Raw genomic sequence first — 17,683 nt, forward strand, 5'->3', positions numbered from 1 at the left:
CGTTTCGGGTTTTTATCCACATGGGGAAAAAGGGGTCGTTTTAAATGGGGAAATCGTGTAATGGGAGGCGTGTTTCGTTGCTGGAACGGCGTTGCAATAAATCTGTCACCGGGACGCTAATTCCTCGTATCGAATCATTAACCAATCCGATGAATCACCCGCGCCCCACCACCACCGGCAACGCCAAATCCGCCGCCCATTCCTGCCACGACGCGTCATAAATCGACACATCGCCGCGCCCGGTCAGCGTCAGCGCGAGCGCGTCCACGGCAGCCGAAATACCCCCGCCGCAATACACACAAACCGGCTGCTCCCGATCCAGCGCGCCCAGCGCCTCGCGCAGCACCGAAACCACCGCGTACCGTCCGCTCGCATCGAACAATCCGCGCGCGGGCACATTCAAACTGCCCGGAATATGTCCGCGACGCGCATAGCGGCTCGCCGCCTCGCCCGCGAACACCTCCGCCGACAGCGCGCACACGAGCGTGCTGCGAAGCTCGCCTGCCACGATCGCCTCGACGTCGGCGCGATCGGCCCACATGCCATCGCGTTCACACACGTCGATCACCCCACGCGCCACCACTTGAGCCGGCCCGCTCTCGACCGGCAGATCCGCCTCGCGCCATGCCCGCCAACCGCCATCGAGCACACGCGCCTCGATGCCGATCCAGCGCAGCATCCACCAGAGCCGCGCGGCCCAGAATCCATCGGCGCGATCGTAGATCACCACGCGCGACGTGTTGCTCACGCCCAGTTCGCCAAGCGCCTGCGCGAGCACAGCCGGCGCGGGCCGCATGAACGACAGCGTCGCGTGCGGCGCGCTCAACGCGTCGGTCAGATCGGCATGCCGCGCGCCCGGCACGCGCTGCGCGAGCCAGCCGTCGCGCCCGCTCGCCACGCGGTAGTCGCCGTCGAAACGCGGCGACGGCAACTCCACCTGCGCATCGAGCACGACGAGATCCGTCGCGCCCAACTCGCGCGCCAGCGCCTCCGGTTCGACCAGCACGCGTGCGCGGCGCGCGGCATCGTCGGCCTCGCTCTGCGCCTGGATGGCCTTTGCAACGTTCATGATTCGCCCTCCTCACTACGTCGCGCGCGCAGCCACGCGAGCAAACGTTGTCCGTCCTCGCTCTCGAACCAGCGCGCGTGTCCGATCAGATAGCCGTCGTAGGCGGCGCGCACGCCCGTTTCGTCGCCGAGAATATCGTCGAAATATTCGACTTCGAGCAGCGCGAATTCCGTGTGCACGATCGGCAGCAGCGCGATCAGCGCCTCGTATTCGGCGTCGCTCAGCGGCGCGAGCGACGCATAGCCGTCGAGCAACGCGCCGATGTGTTCGTACTGCACCGTGCACGTTGCGGGCGCGGCGAGCCAGTCGATGGCATTGCGCTCGATGGCGAGCGCGAGATCGTAGACCGCGCAGGTGCGATCCGCGAGGCCGAAGTCGAGCACTGTGCGCACCTGCGCGCCCGGCGCGGCATCGGTCCACAAAAGGTTCGAGGCGTGCCAGTCGCCGTGCGTCCATTGCGAACGCAGCGCGGGCAATAGCGGCACGAGGCGCGCGTGCGCGGGCGCGATGGCCTCCGCGATATCGGCGCGCCAGTCGTGCTTCGCCAGCGAGCGCGCGAGCCCCGGCTGCGCCTGCACCCAGACGTCGAGCGCGGCTTCGAGATCCGGCGAACTCAGCACGCGAAAGCTCGACAACAGCGGCTGCAACGCGCGTGCGGGCGCGTCGTAATCGGCGGCGGCCCGATGCAGGCGCGCGAGCGTGCGGCCAGCCGACCACGCGTGGCTCGCATGAAAGAACGGCTTCCACGACATCACGCCGCGATACGTATCCATGCCCGGCGCGGCCGCGTGCACTTCCCAGGTCCAGTCGCCCTGCGCGATGGCGGTGTGGCCTGCGCGATCCACGAGTAAATCCGCGACCGGCACGCCACGGCTGCGCAGATGCGCGATGAAATTATGCTCCTCGGCCAGTCCGGCGGCGCTGCGCAAACGCGCGTGATGGCGCTTCACGAACCACGCGCGGCCATCGAGCGTATGCGCGAGCACCGCCGAAGAAAACGGCCGCGGGCTATGCCACGCGATCTTCGCGAGCGGCGCGAGATCCGCGTAACCGGCGAGCAGGCGCTCGACTTCGTCGCGCGTGATAAGCGGCCAGTCGCGCTCGGTTTTCTCGCCGTCGACGGTGAATTGCGGCGCGGCTCCGGTCGCGTCCTGATTCGATGCCGGAGCCGAGTTATGCGATGTGTCGTGCTTCATGATGTCGATAATATCGATGGCCTTCCCACCGCATCAAACGCGGCTGCCCGGAGCGGCATACTCAGCTTGTGCAGCCTGAGCGGCATCGGCGCGCCGCGCGCGCGACCAGTCGCGCCAGCCGAGCGCCGCGAGCACCAGAAACAGCGCATACAGCCCCGACGTCAGATACAAGCCCTTGTAGATGAACACGCCCACGTAAATCACATCGACGACGATCCACAAGGTCCACGACGCGATATAGCGACGCGCGGTCCAGTACTGCGCGACGAGGCTGAACGCCGTCAGCGAGGCATCGACCCAGGGGAGCGCCGCATCGGTGAAATGCGCCATCGCCGCGCCGAGCAGCACGCTGCCGATCACTGCCGCGAACAGATCGGGCGCGAGACGCGCGAGACTCACGCCGCCGACCGGCACGACGGGCTGAACCGCTTCGCCATCGCCGCCGCGCTGCTGCGCGAGCCAACGATGCCAGCCGTAGAGTTGCAGCACGGCGAACGCGCCTTGCAACAGCGCATCGGAATAGAGCCGCGCGTCGAAGAAGATCCAGCCGTACAGCGCCACCGAGGCCAGCCCGATCGGCCAGCACAACATCTTGCGGCGCGCCGTGAGCCAGATGGCGAGCGCGCTGACGATAACGCCGATGATTTCGAGTGCGGACATGATGTGTAAGAGGTTCGTTGTCGGGTAGACGCGGCCGCGTGCCTTACTGGCGCGGATCGTCGGGCAGGAAAGCGTTGGTGAACGCGTGCGCGCTCTGCGAGGCGTCGCGCAGCACGCCATGCTTGCCAAGCCACTGCGCGTACGGATGCACGAGCGCATCGCGCTGCACGCCCCACGCGCCGTCGTGCGTCCATGTGGGCGCGATCAGCGGCAGCGAGCGCTTCAGCAGCGCGCGCGGAAAATACGGAATCACGCGCTCCAGCGAGGGCAACGCACGCTCCGGCTCCTGCGCGACCGCGAGATAACCGCGCCGCGCCGCCGCCAGAAACCCGCGCACGAGTTCGCCGCGCGTCTCCAGCGTGTCCTCGTGCGCGCCGAGCAGATAGCTATGATAGGCGGGCGCGCCGATTTCATCGACGGGCCAGATGCGGCGCTCGTCGTCGGGCACGCGCGAGGCGAACAGCGTATCCCACGCCCAGTAGCTGCCGAACGAGGCATCGGCCTCGCCGTCGAGAAAACTCTCGGGCGGCAGTTCGCGCACGCCGCTATCGACGATCGTGATCGCATCCGGGTCGCCGCCGTCGTGCGCAACGAGGTGACGCACCATCGCGAGACCGCGCGGCGTCGGGTTCAGCGCGAGACGCCGCCCGGCCAGATCGCGCGGCCGTTCGATGCCGGTGGACGCCACGGTCTGGATCGTCTCCAGCGCGCGATGGTTGATCGCCGCGATGCCGACGAGCGGATGGCCCGCCTCGCGCTGCACGAACAGGCGATTGCTCGGGAACACGCCGAAGTCCACATCGTGACGCGCGAGATGCGCGAGCGCGTCGCCGCGCGCGGGATCGGGCACGACGATCTCCAGGTCGAGTCCCGCCTCGGCGAACCAGCCCTCGTCGCGCGCCACGTAGAAGCCCGCCGCGTTCGTCCACGGATGGAAGTATTCGAGCATCAGGGTCATTCGGGTCATGCACAGTCTCCAGAGGCCACGCGATCAGAAGTCATACGTCACGGACAGACGCGCCGTGCGCGGCGCGCCGAGGAACAGATACGCGTCGCCCTGCTGCTCACCCGCGTCGCGCCAGTAATAGCGGTTGAAGAGATTGTCGACCCACAGGCGCACCACCGTGCGATGGCCCGCGAGCTTCGTCGTATAGCGCGCGCCCGCGTTGAACACGATCCAGCCCGGCACGCGCGCCGTGCCCTCTTCGTTCGCATTGCGGCTCGAACTGTATTCGAGGCCGCCGAGCAGATCGAAGCCCGCGATGCCCGGCACCGACCAGTCCGCATTGAGCGCCGCGCGCAAGGCGGGCACGTTGATGACCTGATGCCCTTCATACGCAGGCGTGCCCGAATCGTAGGCGCGCGCGCGTATCGCCGCGACGCTGGCCGTCACCGAAACACGCTCGGTCACGCGTCCCGCCGCCGAAAGCTCGATGCCGTCGTGACGCTCGGTGCCGCGCTGCACGAAGGTATAACCGGCTTCGGACGCATCGGGCTGCGCGTACTCGAACGGCTTGCTGATCGAGAACACGGCCGCCGTGAGGCTCAGGCGATTCGCCCAGTCGTACTTGGCGCCGATCTCGTACTGATGCGACTCGACGGGCGGCAGGAACGTGTAAGCATTGCTCGCGCGCACGGGCGCCTGGTCGCCGAGCGACAGGTCCTTGCTGTACGACGCATAGAGCGACAGCGGCTCGACCGGCTTGTAGACGAGCGCGATCTGCGGCAGCAGCGCCGACTTGTCGGTGCCGGTCTCGGGACCGTCCTGGCTCGTCCACGCCTTCTGGCGCAGAAACACCGCACGTCCGCCCGCCAGCACCTGCCAATGCTCGCCGAGGCTCACGCGATCGGTGGCGAACAGCGAGTACTGCCACGCATCGAGCTGCGGATACGACACGCTCGGCGAATTCGGCGACGGCGTGAAATCGACATCGTCGCCATAGATGTTTTCGCTGCCCACGTAGTCGTAGACGGCATCGGACAGATGCACCACGCGATGCAGCGCGCTCGTGCCGAACAGCACGTCGTGGCGCAGCGCGCCCGTGGTGAACTTGCCGTCGATAGCCGCGCGCACTTCGTCGTTGCGGCGGTATTCGCCGGGGCTGCGATAGTCGTAGACGTCGTAATCGCCGTTCGAGCTGAAGAAGTACGGCGAGGTGCCGCCCGCGCCGCAACTCGACACGTAGTAGCAGCCATACGCGAACGCGACGTTATCGTCGATCATCGTGCGGCTGCGGCCGGCGGCGACATAGGCGCGCCAGTTGTCGTTGAACGCGTAGTCGAAGCGGCCGTTGATGTTGAGCGCGTCGGTGGTCACGGGCTTGGCCCACGACTGCGCGCCCAGCAGTTTCGACGACGAGACCGCCGACGGCACCACGGTGCCGCCGAGCAATTGATAACCCGACGCCGAACGCTGAATCCACTGCTGGAATTCCGCGTTCAATTGCAGGCTCGCCTGCGGGTCGATGTTCCAGTCCGCCGCGATCGAGCCGAAGGTGCGCCGCCCGTTCGTGCCGTCGATATACGAATGCATGTTCTCTTTCGCGGCATTCACGCGCAGGCCGAACTGATCGTCGGGACCGAAACGCCGCCCGAGATCGACGGCCGCCGACGTCGAGCCGCGGCTGTCCACGTCCGCCGTCACACTCGCCACGTTCTCGGGACGCTTGCTCACGTAGTTGACCACGCCGCCCGGCGACATCACGCCGCTGTCGATGCCCGCGAGACCCTTGAGAATCTCCACGCGCTCCTTGTTTTCCAGCGCCACCTGCTGCTCGCCGGACAGCGTGAGACCGTCGAGCCGGTAGGCGCTCGCCGGATCGAGCGCGAAGCCGCGAATCGAAAAGCCTTCGTAGTAGCCCACGGGCGCGTAATCGTTGTTGACCGACGCATCGTTGCGCACCACGTCGCTCGTGCGTTTGGCCTGCTGATCGTCGAGTTGCGCGCGCGTGACGACCGTGATCGACGCGGGCGTGTCGCGCAGCGGCGCGTTGTCGTAACCGGCGACAGACGCCGTGCGGGCGCGCCACGCATTGCCGCTTGCACCGTTGACCGTGACGGTCGGCAGCACCGCGCTGCCCGACGATGCGGCCGTGGGCGGCGCGGCTTGTTTATTCTGTTCCGCGTTGTTCGCTTTCTCCGCCTGCTCCGTCTGCTCCGCCTGATCCGTGGTGGCGGCAAGCCCATGCGCGGCCATCAAGCTCATGCTCAGACCCACGCCCACGCTCACGCTCAAGCGCACTGGCCGCGCGAATCGACGCGCCACGACGCGCGGTACGGATGCCGCGCGTGATCTCCCCGAATATCGTTTCATGTATTTCCTGCTAATGGTCCCGCCTTTGAACGAATCACGAAACGATTGCGTTGACACGCATCGAACCGTATTCGCTTAGGGATGGGCGGAATAACGAAATCACCGTTTGCAATATATGAATTGCATGGCACTCCGACTCAAATGTGCCCGCTATACTGCGCGAAACGGCATTCGAACATAGCCGCGCCGCGCGGTCCAATGACTTGTTGTCGTTGTGGTGATAACTGGCGGTGATAAACGCGGATATGAACTTCCATTTACTCAAATCTTTCGTCACGCTCGCGAACTCGCTGCACTTCGGCGCTGCCTCGCAAACGCTCAATCTCTCGCAGCCCGCGCTCACCAAGCAGATCAAGCGGCTCGAAGACGACCTCGGCGCGCCGCTGTTCCATCGCGACCGTCACGGCACGGCGCTGACCGAACTGGGCCGCTATTTTCTGGGCGAAGCGCGGCCGCTCGTCGAGCAGGCCGAGCGCGTGTTCTCGCAAGGCAAGCGCGCGGCGCGCGGCGAAGTCGGACGGCTCGCGATCGGCTATAGCTTCTCGACGGTCGAAACGGTCTCGCGCGTGCTGCCGCGTTTTCGCGCGCGCTTTCCCGATGTCGACGTCACGCTGCACGATCTGTCCTCGGCGGAACAGATGGAGCGGCTGCTCGAAGGCAGCCTGCAGGCGGGATTCGTGCGTCTGCCCGTGCAGGCCGGGCTCGCGCACCGGCGCATTCTCTCCGACCGGCTCGCGCTCGTCGTGCCGCGTTCGCTCGCCCACACCATCACGGGCTTCGACGCGGACGCGCTGCGCACGCTGCCCTTCCTGATGCTGCAACGCTCGCGCGCGCCGGGCCTGCACGATCACATCGTGCGTTTCTGCGCGTCGCGCCGTTTCGAGCCGCGCTCCGTGCAGCACGCGAACGAGTCGCTGACGATTCTTTCGCTGGTCGGCGCTGGCCTCGGCGTGTCGATCATGCACGAATCGGCCTTGCATTCGCCCGGCGACAAGGTCGTGTGCCTGCCCATTCACGACGCCGACGCGCGCTGGGACGTCGGCCTCACGTGGCGCGACACGGGCGCCGATTCGATCGTCGAGAATTTCGTGGCCCTGCTGCCCGAAGCCGACGCGAAGGCGTGGATATTACAGGAAAGCTGAGCCCGCCCGGCACGCTTCCATCGCACCGGGGCGCAAAGCGGCGTATCGTCGATGTGGTGCTGGTCCGTTCGACCTTCATCGCTCCGAAAGCCCGCTGTAACGGCACGCATCTTGCGGGAATCCGGATTCACCCTCCGCCATCCGCACCCTGCCATCCGCCATCCGAAAGAGGACGCCCCATGACCGACCCGACCGCCAGCGGCAGCGCGCCCGCGCATGCCATTCCCTCGCCACGGGACCCGCATCTGCGCGCGATGGCGAACTGTATCCGCTTCCTTTCGATGGATGCGGTCCAGAAAGCGAATAGCGGCCACCCCGGCGCGCCGATGGGTCTGGCCGACGTCGCGACCGTGCTGTTCCGCGATTTTCTGCGTTTCGATGCCGCCGAGCCGCACTGGCTCGACCGCGACCGCTTCATCCTCTCGAACGGCCACGCGTCGATGCTGCTCTACAGCCTGTTCTATCTGACCGGCTACCAGGACATCACGCTCGACGAGCTGAAGCACTTCCGCCAGGTCGGCAGCAAGACGGCCGGGCATCCCGAGTATTCGCACGCCGCAGGTATCGAAACGACCACCGGGCCGCTCGGCCAGGGCATCGCGAATTCGGTCGGCATGGCGCTGGCCGAACGCATCATGAACGCGCATTTCGGCGATGAACTCGTCGATCACCACACCTACGTCTTTCTCGGCGACGGCTGCCTGATGGAAGGCGTGAGCCAGGAAGCGATTTCGCTGGCCGGGCATCTGAAGCTCGGACGCCTGATCGCGTTCTGGGACAACAACTCGATTTCGATCGACGGCGCGACGAGCCTCGCGGTCTCCGACAACGAAATCGAGCGCTTTCACGCCTCGGGCTGGCAGGTCCTCGACATCGACGGCCACGACACCGACGCGATCCACGACGCCATCACGACCGCACGCGCGACGCACGACCGCCCGACGCTGATCGCGTGCCGGACGATCATCGGCTTCGGCTTTCCGACCAAGGCGGGCACGCAGAAGGCGCATAGCGACGCGCCCGGCGAGGACGAAATCGCGGGCGCGCGCAAGATTCTCGACTGGCCTTCGCCGCCGTTCGACATTCCCGCCGATCTGCTGAGCGCGTGGCGCGAGATCGGCGCGCGCGGACGCGAGGCGCGGCTCGCATGGGCCGAACGCGTCAAGCAGGCGCCGCAGCCATTGCGCGAAGAATTCGCGCGCCGCAACGAGCACCGTTTGCCGTCCGACTGGAAAGCGGCCATCGCGGCCGCGCGGCAAGCCTTCGTCGAGAAAGGCGACGCGATCGCCACGCGCAAGGCCAGCGGCGATGTGCTCGATCGTCTCTTCGACGCCATTCCCGAACTGCTCGGCGGCTCCGCCGACCTCACGCCGTCGAACAACACGAAAACGAAGCATCAGGTCGAGATCAAGCCGGGGCAATACGCGGGCTCGTATGTCCACTACGGCGTGCGCGAGCACGGCATGGCCGCGGCCATGAACGGCATCGCGCTGCACGGCGGCCTGATTCCCTACGGCGGCACCTTTCTGTGTTTTTCAGACTATTGCCGCCCGGCGATCCGCCTGAGCGCGATGATGCGCATCCGCTCGATCTTCGTGATGACGCACGATTCGATCGGTCTCGGCGAGGACGGCCCGACGCATCAGCCGGTCGAGCATCTGGCCGCGCTGCGCGCGATTCCGCAACTGGCCGTCTACCGGCCCGCCGATCCGGTCGAAACGGCGGAATGCTGGGAGTTGATTCTGGATCAGCCGCGCCGCGCCGCGCTGATTGCGCTGTCACGTCAGCCGGTGCCGTTGCTGCGCAAGGATGCGAGCGGCGAGAACCGTTCGGCGCGCGGCGCATACGTGTTGCATGAAGCCGAGGGCGGGCCGCGCAAGGTCACGCTGATCGGGACCGGATCGGAGTTGCAACTGGCCGTCGCGGCGCGCGATGTATTGCAAGGCGAAGGCGTGCCGACCGCCGTGGTGTCGATGCCCTGCCGTCTGCTGTTCGAGGAACAGGATCGCGCGTACAAGCGCGCGGTGCTCGGCGACTCGCCCGCGCGGGTCGCGGTGGAAGCCGCCGTCGAACTGGGCTGGGATCGCTATATCGGACCCGAGGGCCGCTTCGTCGGCATGCACAGCTTCGGCGAGTCGGGCAAGATCCAGGACGTCTACGCGAAGTTCGACATTACCGCCGATGCCGTCGTGAAAGCGGCGCGCGAAACGCTGGCGTCGTCGTAAAGCGACCGTTGTAATGAAAAGGGGCAGGCGCGCGCGCCTGCCCCTGCAACCTCAGATCAAGCCACCACTCAATCGAGCGTCTTCAACGCATTGGCGAAACGCGCGACCGCGCCTTCGATGTCGTGCAGTTTGTCGAGCCCGAACAGGCCGATGCGGAAGGTCTTGAAATCGGCGGGCTCGTCGCATTGCAAGGGCACGCCCGCCGCGATCTGCAAACCCGCATCGGCGAACTTCTTGCCCGAGCGAATGCCGTCGTCGTCGGTGTAGCAGACCACGACGCCCGGCGCCGCGAACCCTTCGGCGGCCACGCTTTTAAAACCGTTCTCGGCGAGCAGCGCGCGAATGCGCGCGCCGAGTTCGAGTTGCTCGGCTTGCACCTTCGCGAAGCCGTAGGCCTCGGTTTCCTTCATCACGTTGCGCAGCGTCGCGAGGCTGTCGGTCGGCATCGTGGCGTGATAGGCGAAGCCGCCGCCCTCGTAGGCTTCCATGATCTGCAGCCACTTGCGCAGATCGCAGGCGAAGCTCGTGCTGGTGGTGCCGTCGATGCGTTCGCGCGCGAGCAGCCCGAGCATGACGAGCGCACAACACGGCGACGCGCTCCAGCCTTTTTGCGGCGCGCTGATCAGAATGTCGACGCCCGTGGCCGCCATATCCACCCACACCGTGCCCGACGCGATGCAATCGAGCACGAACATGCCGCCGACCGCATGCACGGCGTCGGCCACCGCGCGCAGATACGCATCGGGCAGCAACATGCCGGACGCCGTTTCGACATGCGGCGCGAACACGAGATCCGGCTTGTGCTCCTTGATGGCCGCGACCACTTCGTCGATGGGCGGCGGCGCAAAGGCGGCCTGCCTGCCCGCTTCGACCGGCCGCGCCTTCAGCACCACCGATTCGGACGGAATGCCGCCCATTTCGAAGATCTGCGTCCAGCGGTAACTGAACCAGCCATTGCGGATCACCAGACATTTCTTGTTGGTCGCGAATTGCCTGGCAACGGCCTCCATGCCGAATGTCCCGCTGCCCGGGACGATGGCGACCGCCTGCGCGTGATAAACGCTTTTCAGGCTCGCGGACAAGTCGCGCATGACGCCCTGAAACAGTTGCGACATGTGATTGATCGAGCGGTCGGTGTACACCACCGAATACTCAAGGAGCCCATCGCGGTCGACATTGGGAAGTAAACCTGGCACGCTCGCCTCCGTTAAAGGATGAATCATCTGAGCAGCATTCGCGCTTCGATCATGCCGCGACGAAAACCGATTCTAACGAAAGCCTGCGTTCCGTGGGGATGGTGCGACGCAGCAGATGCGCCGCGCCACTTCACACGCGCGTCACACGCGCTTCACACGCGCTTCACGCGCGTTGCGGGCGAAACCGCTTGCGTCTGCATCAACCGCTTACAATGGCGATCGCTCGCCGCCGCCCGGCGAGCCGACCTGTCCGCAGAGAAACCTATGAGTACCGAAGCGAGTAACGCAGTGAACACCGACGTGAGCCACGAACTGAGCGTCGAAACCGGCACCCAGGCGCCGATCTCACGCCATGCGCCACGCGCCCCGTTGCATCGAATCGCCCAGCGGCTCCTGACTTGTTTCGCCCTCGCCGCCGCCGCGCCGCTGGCCCATGCGGCGACGTGGACCACCGTCGGCTCGGTGCCGAATACGTGGACCGAATCGGTCGACACCTCGTCCATCGTGCGCGAAGGCGCGATTCGCCGCGCGTGGGTGCAGATCCGCTACGACCAGCCCACGGCGGTCGCGCATGGCGTCGCGCCCGCGTCGTTGCTCAAGCAACGGGTGGCGTTCGACTGCACCAAACACCAGGCCTCGCTCATGACGCGCCTGAGCTACGACGCGCAAAACCAGTTGATCGATCGCGTCGACATGATGCCCACGGTCGGCGCAGGCAAGTTCTTCGACGTCGATCCCGATACCGAGTGGGATCGCGCGCTCACCGCCGTGTGCGCGCATTGAGCGCCACGCGACGTCATTCGCCCGTGAGCTTCTTCCACATCGCCGCCGTGATGCGCTGCTTCGCATCGGCGTAGTCGTGCCACGGATCGGTGCGCAACGCGTCGAGCCGTTCGTGCAGATTCGCGACGTTCCACTGATCGCCGCTCGTCACGCGCGCCAACTCGTGCCACGCGATAGGCGTCGAGACACCGAGGCCGGGCCGTGCGCGCGGCGCGTAGGCTTCGATCGCGGTCGCGCCGCGCCCGTTGCGCAAATAGTCCACGAAAATGCGGCCTTTGCGATTCTGCGGCCCCATCTTCGCGCTGAAGCGATCGGGCAAGGTGGCGGCCATATGCCTCGCCACCGCCTGCGCGAAATCCTTCGCTTCGTCCCAGCCGCTATGGCGCGTGATCGGCACCACGACGTGCAGTCCCTTGCCGCCGCTCGTCTTGCACCACGAACGCAACCCGAGCGCATCGAGCAGATCGCGCGTGAGCTGCGCCGCTTCAAGCATGCGGCTCCAGTCGAGCGACGGATCGGGATCGAGGTCGAAGATCAGACGGTCGGGCTTCTCGATCTGCTTCGCGAGCGCGTTCCACGTATGCAGTTCGATCGTGTCCATTTGCGCCGCGCCGATCAGCGCCGTGAGGCTGTCGAGCGTGAGCAGCGGCGCGTGTCCGGGATCGAGACCGGCATGTTGTGTGGCGTGCGGAATCTGCAATCGGCTCGCGTGCTTCTGGAAAAACAGTTCGCCGCCGACGCCCTTCGGCGCACGCACGAGCGCGACGGGGCGATTGCGCAATTGCGGCAGCAAACGCGGCGCGATCCACTCGAAGTAATGCACGAGGTCGATCTTGCGCGCGCCGCTGCGTTCGTCGATCACGCGCTCGGAATGCGTGATGCGCACGCCTGATACTTCTGTGTCCACGTTGGCGTCCACGTTGGCGTCCTCGTTGTCGCGCGGTTTATCGCGCGGTTTATCGTGCGATTTGTGCGCCGCCGGCGAGGCGCGCTTCGATGTCGCTTTCAATGCCGATTTCGTATTCACCGGCGGCGACTGCGGCTCGCGAACGATCGACTCCGGCGCCTTGTCGCGACGCAGCCCCACGAACGACGCCTGACGCACCACGCCCGCGCTTGTCCAGGTCTTGAATCGCACTTCGGCCACGAGTTCCGGCTGCACCCAATGCACATTCGCGCGCCGCTCCGCTGCGGGCACCGCCGCGAACGGCGCGGTCTTGCGCGAGCGCGTCTTCAGCTCACGCGCGAGTTTCTCCAGCATCGCCGTATCGAAGCCGGTGCCGACACGCCCTGCGTATTGCAGCGCGCCCGCCTCGTCGTAGACACCGATAATCAGCGCGCCGAAACCCGTGCGGCTCCCCGCAGGCTCCGTATAGCCGCCGATCACGAATTCCTAGCGGCGCGCGCAACGCAGCTTGAGCCACGACGCGCTGCGCGTCGACGTATAGGCGCTTTCGCGTCGCTTTGCGACCAGGCCTTCGAGATTCGCGGCGCAAGCGGCTTGCAGCAAGTCGTCGGGATCGCCTTCGAACGCCGCCGAGAAACGCAGCGCGTCCTGCCCGTTGCGTTCGAGCAGTGCCGCCAGCTGCGCGCGCCGCGTCTCCAACGGCACCTTGCGCAGATCGACGCCGTCGAGCCACGGCAAATCGAACAGCCAGAACACGATGGCGTCCTCATGCCCTTCGTCGAAGGCATTTTGCAGCGCCTGAAAATCGGGCACGCCTTGCGCGTCGAGCACGACAGCTTCGCCGTCGAGCCACGCGGAATCGATATCGAGCGCGCCCAGCGCCTGCACCTGACGCGAAAATTTCGCGCTCCAGTCGAGGCCCGCGCGCGTGAAGATGCGTACCGCGTTCTTCCCTTTCTCGCCGCGATCGACGCGCGCGAGCACTCGGTAGCCATCGAATTTCAGTTCGTAGAGCCAATCATCTCCTTTGGGCGGCACATCGGCAGGCGTGGCGAGTTGCGGCGCGAGCGCTTCCGGCAACGCGGCACGAACCGCGCCTTCGAGCTTGCCGAGCGCGGTGGTGTTCACCGATTTCCCTTTGAATTTCGAAGCGCGCTTTGCCTCCGCCTTCGAATCGGCCAGTGTGCTTTTCATGGCATTGCGCGTTTTCGGCGTGGATGTCTGGCGCTTTGGCGCGCGAGCGCTTTCGCGGGCGCCTTTGCGGGCGCCTTTGCGGGTGCCTTGTCCCGCCGCGGGCTTTTTCGCGCCGTTATCGTCCGTGACATTGAACGCGTCCTCGCTTATCGCATCGTCGTCGCGTTGCTTGATGAGGAGCCAGCGCTCCTGTTTGCTGTCGCCCATCGGGCTGCGCACGAGCGCCCAGCCGCCGTGCAGCCTGTCGCCATCGAGTGTGAATTTCAGGTGCCCGTGCGCGTAACCCTCGCGCGCGGCACGCATGCCGCCTTCGGGTTGCCAGCTGCCGTGATCCCAGATCTCCACCGTGCCCGCGCCATAGTGGCCCTCAGGAATCGTGCCTTCAAACTCGCCATAGTCGAGCGGATGATCCTCCACATGCACCGCCAGCCGCTTCACGCTCGGGTCGAGACTCGGGCCCTTCGGCACCGCCCACGATTTGAGCGTGCCGTCGAGTTCGAGCCGGAAATCGTAGTGCAAGCGCCGCGCATCGTGGCGCTGGATCACGAACGACGCGCTGCCGTTACGGCGCGTTGTCCCGCGCTTCGGCGCAGGCTCGGGCGTCTCGCCGAACCGGCGTTTTGATTCGTAATCCTGTAGATTATGTTTCATCGCGGACGCCCCTCATGGACTCGTCGTCAGCACATCGCATCAAGCCGCGCGGCGTCCGCGCCGTGGCGTGCTCTTGCGTGGCGGCGCATCGTTGCTCGCCGCGCCGCCGCGTTTGCCGAGGCTGCGTTTGAGCAGATCGGACAGATCGACGATATCGGCACTGCGGCGCTCGTGCGTGGGCGCGTGCACGTGCTCCACTTCGTGCGCCTTGCCTTCGCGCACCTTGCGCTCCACGAGCGCGAGAATTTCGTCGCGATAGGTGTCGTGATACGACGCAGGCTCCCACGTCGTCGTCATGTCGTCGATGAGCTTGCGCGCCATCTGCATCTCGTGCGCGCTCACGCCCGCTTCCTTAGCGGCCTTGGGCAGCGAGGGAATCGCGTCGTCCTCGCGCACTTCGGTCGACCAGCGCAAGGTCTGGAGCGCCAGCGCGGGACCGGTCGCCACCAGCGCCGCCAGATGCTGACGGCTATGCATCACCACATTCGCAATGCCGATCTTGCCGCTCGCCGCGAGCGCATCGCGCAGCAGCGCATAGGTCTTGCCCGCGCGCTTGTCGGGTGCGAGCCAGTACGGCGTATCCAGATACAGAAACGACACCTGCGCCGCTTCGACGAACGCGAGAATATCGACGGTCTGCGTGGCTTCGGGACTGGCCGCTTCGATTTCCTCATCGGAAATCACCACATACGAGCCCTTTTCATATTCGTAGCCGCGCACGATGTCGTCGCGTGCAATCGGCTTGCCCGTGCGCTTGTTGATGTTCTGATGCCCGACCGGATCGAAGCTGCGCCGGTCGAGCAGGCTGAAACCGGTGCGTTCGCTTTGCGTGGCCGGATACAGTTCGACGGGCACATACACGAGCCCGAAACTGATGGCGCCTTTCCAGATTGCGCGCGGCATGATGGCCTCCTGTCGCCTCGGCGGGCATGGGAATCTACCTAGCGCAAACACGATGCCCGCCGTGCGCATCATCGCGCGAATCAAGTATGGAAACGTCCATGCGGCACGCGGCATGCGCGCACGAACGCGTCATTCATCAACATAGCCGCTCCATGCAAAGGAGGTCGTCATGCCGCTCAGCAAAGGCAAATCGCGCGAAGCCATTTCGAAGAACATCAAGACCGAAATGAAGGAAGGCAAATCGCAAAAGCAGGCGGTGGCGATTGCCTTGAATCAGGCGCGCAAATCGGGCGCGAAGATTCCGAAGAAGCACAAGCATTGATCCGACGATTGGGCGCGCCGCGCGTCATCGCCGGGCTTTGGCGAGCGCGCGGCGCAAGGCGTCGAGCGTGACCGGCTTGACGAGATGGTCGCCGAAGCCCGCTTCGAACGCACGCGCGCGGTCCTCCGGCTGGCCGTAGCCCGTCGCCGCGATCAGCGTGATGTGCGCGAGATCCGGCGTCGCGCGGATGCGCTGCGCCATCTGATAGCCGTCGATTTTTGGCAGGCCGATATCGAGCACGATCGCATCGGGCGCGAACTGGCGCGCGGAGTTGAGCACGGCGTCGGCGTCGTAGACGGCGGTGGCCGCGTGGCCCTCCGCTTCGAGCAGCATCGCGAGCGAATCGGCGGCGTCGGCGTTGTCGTCGACCACAAGCACGCGCAGCGGGCCGCCCGTTTCCGGCGGCGCGGCCTCCGGCTCATGCTCGTGCAGCACGGCGTCGTAATCGGCCAGCGGCACTTCGAGCGTCACCGTGGTGCCGTGCCCGACGCCGTCGCTCGACGCATAGGCATGGCCGCCATGCAGCTCCATCACCTTCTTGACGAGCGACAGCCCGAGACCGAGGCCGCCTTGCGCGCGGTCGAGCGTGCGCTCGCTTTGCACGAACAGATCGAAGATATGCTCGATCAGTTCCGGCGCGATGCCCTGCCCCGTGTCGCGCACGCGCAGCGCGCCGAAGCCGTCGCGCTCGAACGATTCGATATGCAGTTCGCCGCCCTTGCCGGTGTATTTCGCGGCGTTCGTCAGCACGTTGACGAGGCACTGCACGAGCCGCTGCGGATCGCCGTCCACGCGCGCCGCGCCCTCGCTCGTCACCGTTAGCCGGTGCTGCCGTTCGCGGATCAGCGCATCGACGCTCTCCAGTGACTGCGCGATGATTTCCTGCAGCAGCACGCCGCGCTTGTGCAACTGCACGCGGCCGAGCGTGATGCGCGACATGTCGAGCAGATCGTCGACGAGACGGCTCAGCACCGCCGCCTGGCGGCGCAGGATGTCGATGCAGCGCGCCGCCTGCGGCCCCGTGAGACCCTCGGCGCCGAGCCGGTCCGCTACGTGCCGGATCGGCGCGAGCGGATTGCGCAGCTCGTGCGCGAGCATCGCGAGGAATTCCGTTTTCTGGCGATTCGCCGCTTGCAGCGCCTCGCGGCCGAGCGCGCTCGCGACCACGGCTTCCACGCTCGCGGCGACGAGATCGAAAAACGCGCGATAGCTGTCGTCGAGCACGCAGCGCGGACTCACGCCCAGCACCGCGATGCCGCTGACGTCCTGCACGCCCGCGCGGCGCAGCGGAATCGCGAGCGCGCTGCGCGGCGCCTCGGGCCAGCCGCTGTCCGCGTCGCCGCGCCAGTCGAGCGACGGCAGCGCGAACTCGCGCGTCTCGCCTTGCGCGAACACCTCATCGAGCGGCCACGCGTGCGCCCGCGCGTCCGCCAGCGTGTGCAGACGCGCGACGAGCGGCGCGTCGAGGTGGCTGCTCGCGACCAGTTCGAGATCGGTGCGGCCGAGCGGCACGGCGTAGATCGCCGAAAACGGCACGTCGTAGCCGTTCGCCGCGAGAATGTCGGCCGCGCACTCGCATGCGGCCACGACCGAGCCGGTCTGCGCCGCGCACGCGCTCAGGGCGCGCAAGGTCGTGAGGCGGCGCTCGCCCTGCATGCGCGGCGTGGTTTCGCTGCACAGGCAGAACACGCCCGCGATCGAGCCGTCATCGGCGTAGAGGGGTTCGTAGGCGAAGCTCGCGTAGACCTCTTCCTGAACGTCTTGCTGGTCGAGATGGCGTGCGAGGAAGACGTGCTCGTCCTCGCTCAAGGCAGCGTCGCCGCTATGCAGCACGCCTTCGACGTGCGCGCCGAGTTGCGCCCAGGTGCCGGGCCAGCCGGCCGCGCCGGGCAGGCCGAGGACGCCCGGATGCTTGCCCGCGCCGAGGAACGGAATATAGGCGTCGTTGTAGAGCACGCGCGCGTCGTCGCCCCACCAGATCGCGGCGGGGGACTGCGAGCCGAGGCACAGGCTCAGCGCGGCGCGCAGCGGCGGCGGCCAGTCCGCGAGCGCGCCAAACGGCGTCGCGTCCCAGTCGAAGTCGCGCATGCGCCCCGACATCTCGCTGCTTCCTCGAATGAAA

At 66.3% G+C, this 17,683-nt stretch carries 12 protein-coding genes and 1 pseudogene; 4 read left to right on the forward strand and 9 right to left on the reverse strand.

Annotation, left to right across the window (positions count from 1 at the left end; translation table 11 throughout):
• Positions 1-154 precede the first annotated feature (154 nt).
• From LDO54_RS36795 to LDO54_RS36815, 5 genes are read right to left on the reverse strand one after another with little or no spacing between them, the layout of a single operon-like run.
• On the reverse strand, positions 155-1,069 hold the full coding sequence (locus tag LDO54_RS36795; RefSeq protein ID WP_224017735.1) for a sulfurtransferase: 915 nt from the start codon (positions 1,067-1,069) through the stop codon (positions 155-157).
• A complete protein-coding gene (locus tag LDO54_RS36800; RefSeq protein ID WP_224017737.1) occupies positions 1,066-2,265 on the reverse strand; it encodes a phosphotransferase enzyme family protein in 1,200 nt (399 codons plus the stop codon). Before LDO54_RS36800 ends, LDO54_RS36795 begins: the two co-directional genes overlap by 4 nt.
• Before the next feature lie 33 nt (positions 2,266-2,298).
• A complete protein-coding gene (gene pnuC, locus LDO54_RS36805) occupies positions 2,299-2,925 on the reverse strand; it encodes a nicotinamide riboside transporter PnuC (RefSeq protein WP_224017739.1) in 627 nt (208 codons plus the stop codon).
• A 43-nt stretch (positions 2,926-2,968) separates the two neighbouring features.
• Positions 2,969-3,892 carry an ABC transporter substrate-binding protein gene (locus LDO54_RS36810; protein WP_224017741.1) on the reverse strand — a complete coding sequence of 308 codons (924 nt, stop codon included), beginning with the start codon at positions 3,890-3,892 and terminating at the stop codon, positions 2,969-2,971.
• Positions 3,893-3,916: 24 nt separating this feature from the next.
• Positions 3,917-6,130, reverse strand: coding sequence for a TonB-dependent siderophore receptor (locus LDO54_RS36815; RefSeq protein WP_224017847.1), 2,214 nt, complete (start codon positions 6,128-6,130; stop codon positions 3,917-3,919).
• Between the two features lie 353 nt (positions 6,131-6,483).
• On the opposite strand from LDO54_RS36815, the gene LDO54_RS36820 reads away from it, so the two are divergent.
• Together LDO54_RS36820 and tkt are read left to right on the forward strand one after the other, a co-directional pair.
• On the forward strand, positions 6,484-7,380 hold the full coding sequence (locus LDO54_RS36820) for a LysR family transcriptional regulator (protein WP_224017742.1): 897 nt from the start codon (positions 6,484-6,486) through the stop codon (positions 7,378-7,380).
• A 179-nt stretch (positions 7,381-7,559) separates the two neighbouring features.
• A complete protein-coding gene (gene tkt / locus LDO54_RS36825; protein WP_224017744.1) occupies positions 7,560-9,605 on the forward strand; it encodes a transketolase in 2,046 nt (681 codons plus the stop codon).
• 68 nt (positions 9,606-9,673) lie between these two features.
• Here the strand turns inward: tkt and LDO54_RS36830 are convergent, their stop codons facing one another.
• Positions 9,674-10,801: an aminotransferase class V-fold PLP-dependent enzyme gene (locus tag LDO54_RS36830; RefSeq protein WP_224017746.1), complete on the reverse strand. Its 1,128-nt coding sequence runs from the start codon at positions 10,799-10,801 to the stop codon at positions 9,674-9,676.
• 264 nt (positions 10,802-11,065) lie between these two features.
• On the opposite strand from LDO54_RS36830, the gene LDO54_RS36835 reads away from it, so the two are divergent.
• Positions 11,066-11,584: a surface-adhesin E family protein gene (locus LDO54_RS36835; protein WP_224017748.1), complete on the forward strand. Its 519-nt coding sequence runs from the start codon at positions 11,066-11,068 to the stop codon at positions 11,582-11,584.
• Positions 11,585-11,597: 13 nt separating this feature from the next.
• Here LDO54_RS36835 and ligD read toward each other — a convergent pair.
• Both ligD and LDO54_RS36845 read right to left on the reverse strand, forming a co-directional pair.
• Positions 11,598-14,336, reverse strand: a pseudogene (gene ligD, locus LDO54_RS39395) (DNA ligase D).
• A 39-nt stretch (positions 14,337-14,375) separates the two neighbouring features.
• Positions 14,376-15,239: a Ku protein gene (locus LDO54_RS36845; protein ID WP_224017750.1), complete on the reverse strand. Its 864-nt coding sequence runs from the start codon at positions 15,237-15,239 to the stop codon at positions 14,376-14,378.
• A gap of 169 nt (positions 15,240-15,408) precedes the next feature.
• Here LDO54_RS36845 and LDO54_RS36850 point away from each other — a divergent pair, with 169 nt between their 5' ends.
• Positions 15,409-15,561 carry a DUF6496 domain-containing protein gene (locus LDO54_RS36850; protein ID WP_224017752.1) on the forward strand — a complete coding sequence of 51 codons (153 nt, stop codon included), beginning with the start codon at positions 15,409-15,411 and terminating at the stop codon, positions 15,559-15,561.
• Positions 15,562-15,585: 24 nt separating this feature from the next.
• Here LDO54_RS36850 and LDO54_RS36855 read toward each other — a convergent pair whose 3' ends face one another.
• Positions 15,586-17,661: a hybrid sensor histidine kinase/response regulator gene (locus LDO54_RS36855; RefSeq protein ID WP_224017754.1), complete on the reverse strand. Its 2,076-nt coding sequence runs from the start codon at positions 17,659-17,661 to the stop codon at positions 15,586-15,588.
• Between the last annotated feature and the right edge of the window lie 22 nt (positions 17,662-17,683).

The sequence above is a fragment of the Paraburkholderia tropica genome (assembly GCF_914484835.1).
GTDB lineage: Bacteria > Pseudomonadota > Gammaproteobacteria > Burkholderiales > Burkholderiaceae > Paraburkholderia > Paraburkholderia tropica_A.

What these genes read in the sequence shown, in the direction of transcription:
- LDO54_RS36795 (WP_224017735.1), bottom strand. Translation starts at nt 1,069, where the DNA reads ATGAACGTTGCAAAGGCCATCCAGGCGCAGAGCGAGGCCGACGATGCC.
- LDO54_RS36850 (WP_224017752.1), top strand. Translation starts at nt 15,409, where the DNA reads ATGCCGCTCAGCAAAGGCAAATCGCGCGAAGCCATTTCGAAGAACATC.
- LDO54_RS36835 (WP_224017748.1), top strand. Translation starts at nt 11,066, where the DNA reads ATGAGTACCGAAGCGAGTAACGCAGTGAACACCGACGTGAGCCACGAA.
- pnuC (WP_224017739.1), bottom strand. Translation starts at nt 2,925, where the DNA reads ATGTCCGCACTCGAAATCATCGGCGTTATCGTCAGCGCGCTCGCCATC.
- LDO54_RS36855 (WP_224017754.1), bottom strand. Translation starts at nt 17,661, where the DNA reads ATGTCGGGGCGCATGCGCGACTTCGACTGGGACGCGACGCCGTTTGGC.
- LDO54_RS36810 (WP_224017741.1), bottom strand. Translation starts at nt 3,892, where the DNA reads ATGACCCGAATGACCCTGATGCTCGAATACTTCCATCCGTGGACGAAC.
- LDO54_RS36820 (WP_224017742.1), top strand. Translation starts at nt 6,484, where the DNA reads ATGAACTTCCATTTACTCAAATCTTTCGTCACGCTCGCGAACTCGCTG.
- tkt (WP_224017744.1), top strand. Translation starts at nt 7,560, where the DNA reads ATGACCGACCCGACCGCCAGCGGCAGCGCGCCCGCGCATGCCATTCCC.
- LDO54_RS36800 (WP_224017737.1), bottom strand. Translation starts at nt 2,265, where the DNA reads ATGAAGCACGACACATCGCATAACTCGGCTCCGGCATCGAATCAGGAC.
- LDO54_RS36815 (WP_224017847.1), bottom strand. Translation starts at nt 6,130, where the DNA reads ATGAGCTTGATGGCCGCGCATGGGCTTGCCGCCACCACGGATCAGGCG.
- LDO54_RS36845 (WP_224017750.1), bottom strand. Translation starts at nt 15,239, where the DNA reads ATGCCGCGCGCAATCTGGAAAGGCGCCATCAGTTTCGGGCTCGTGTAT.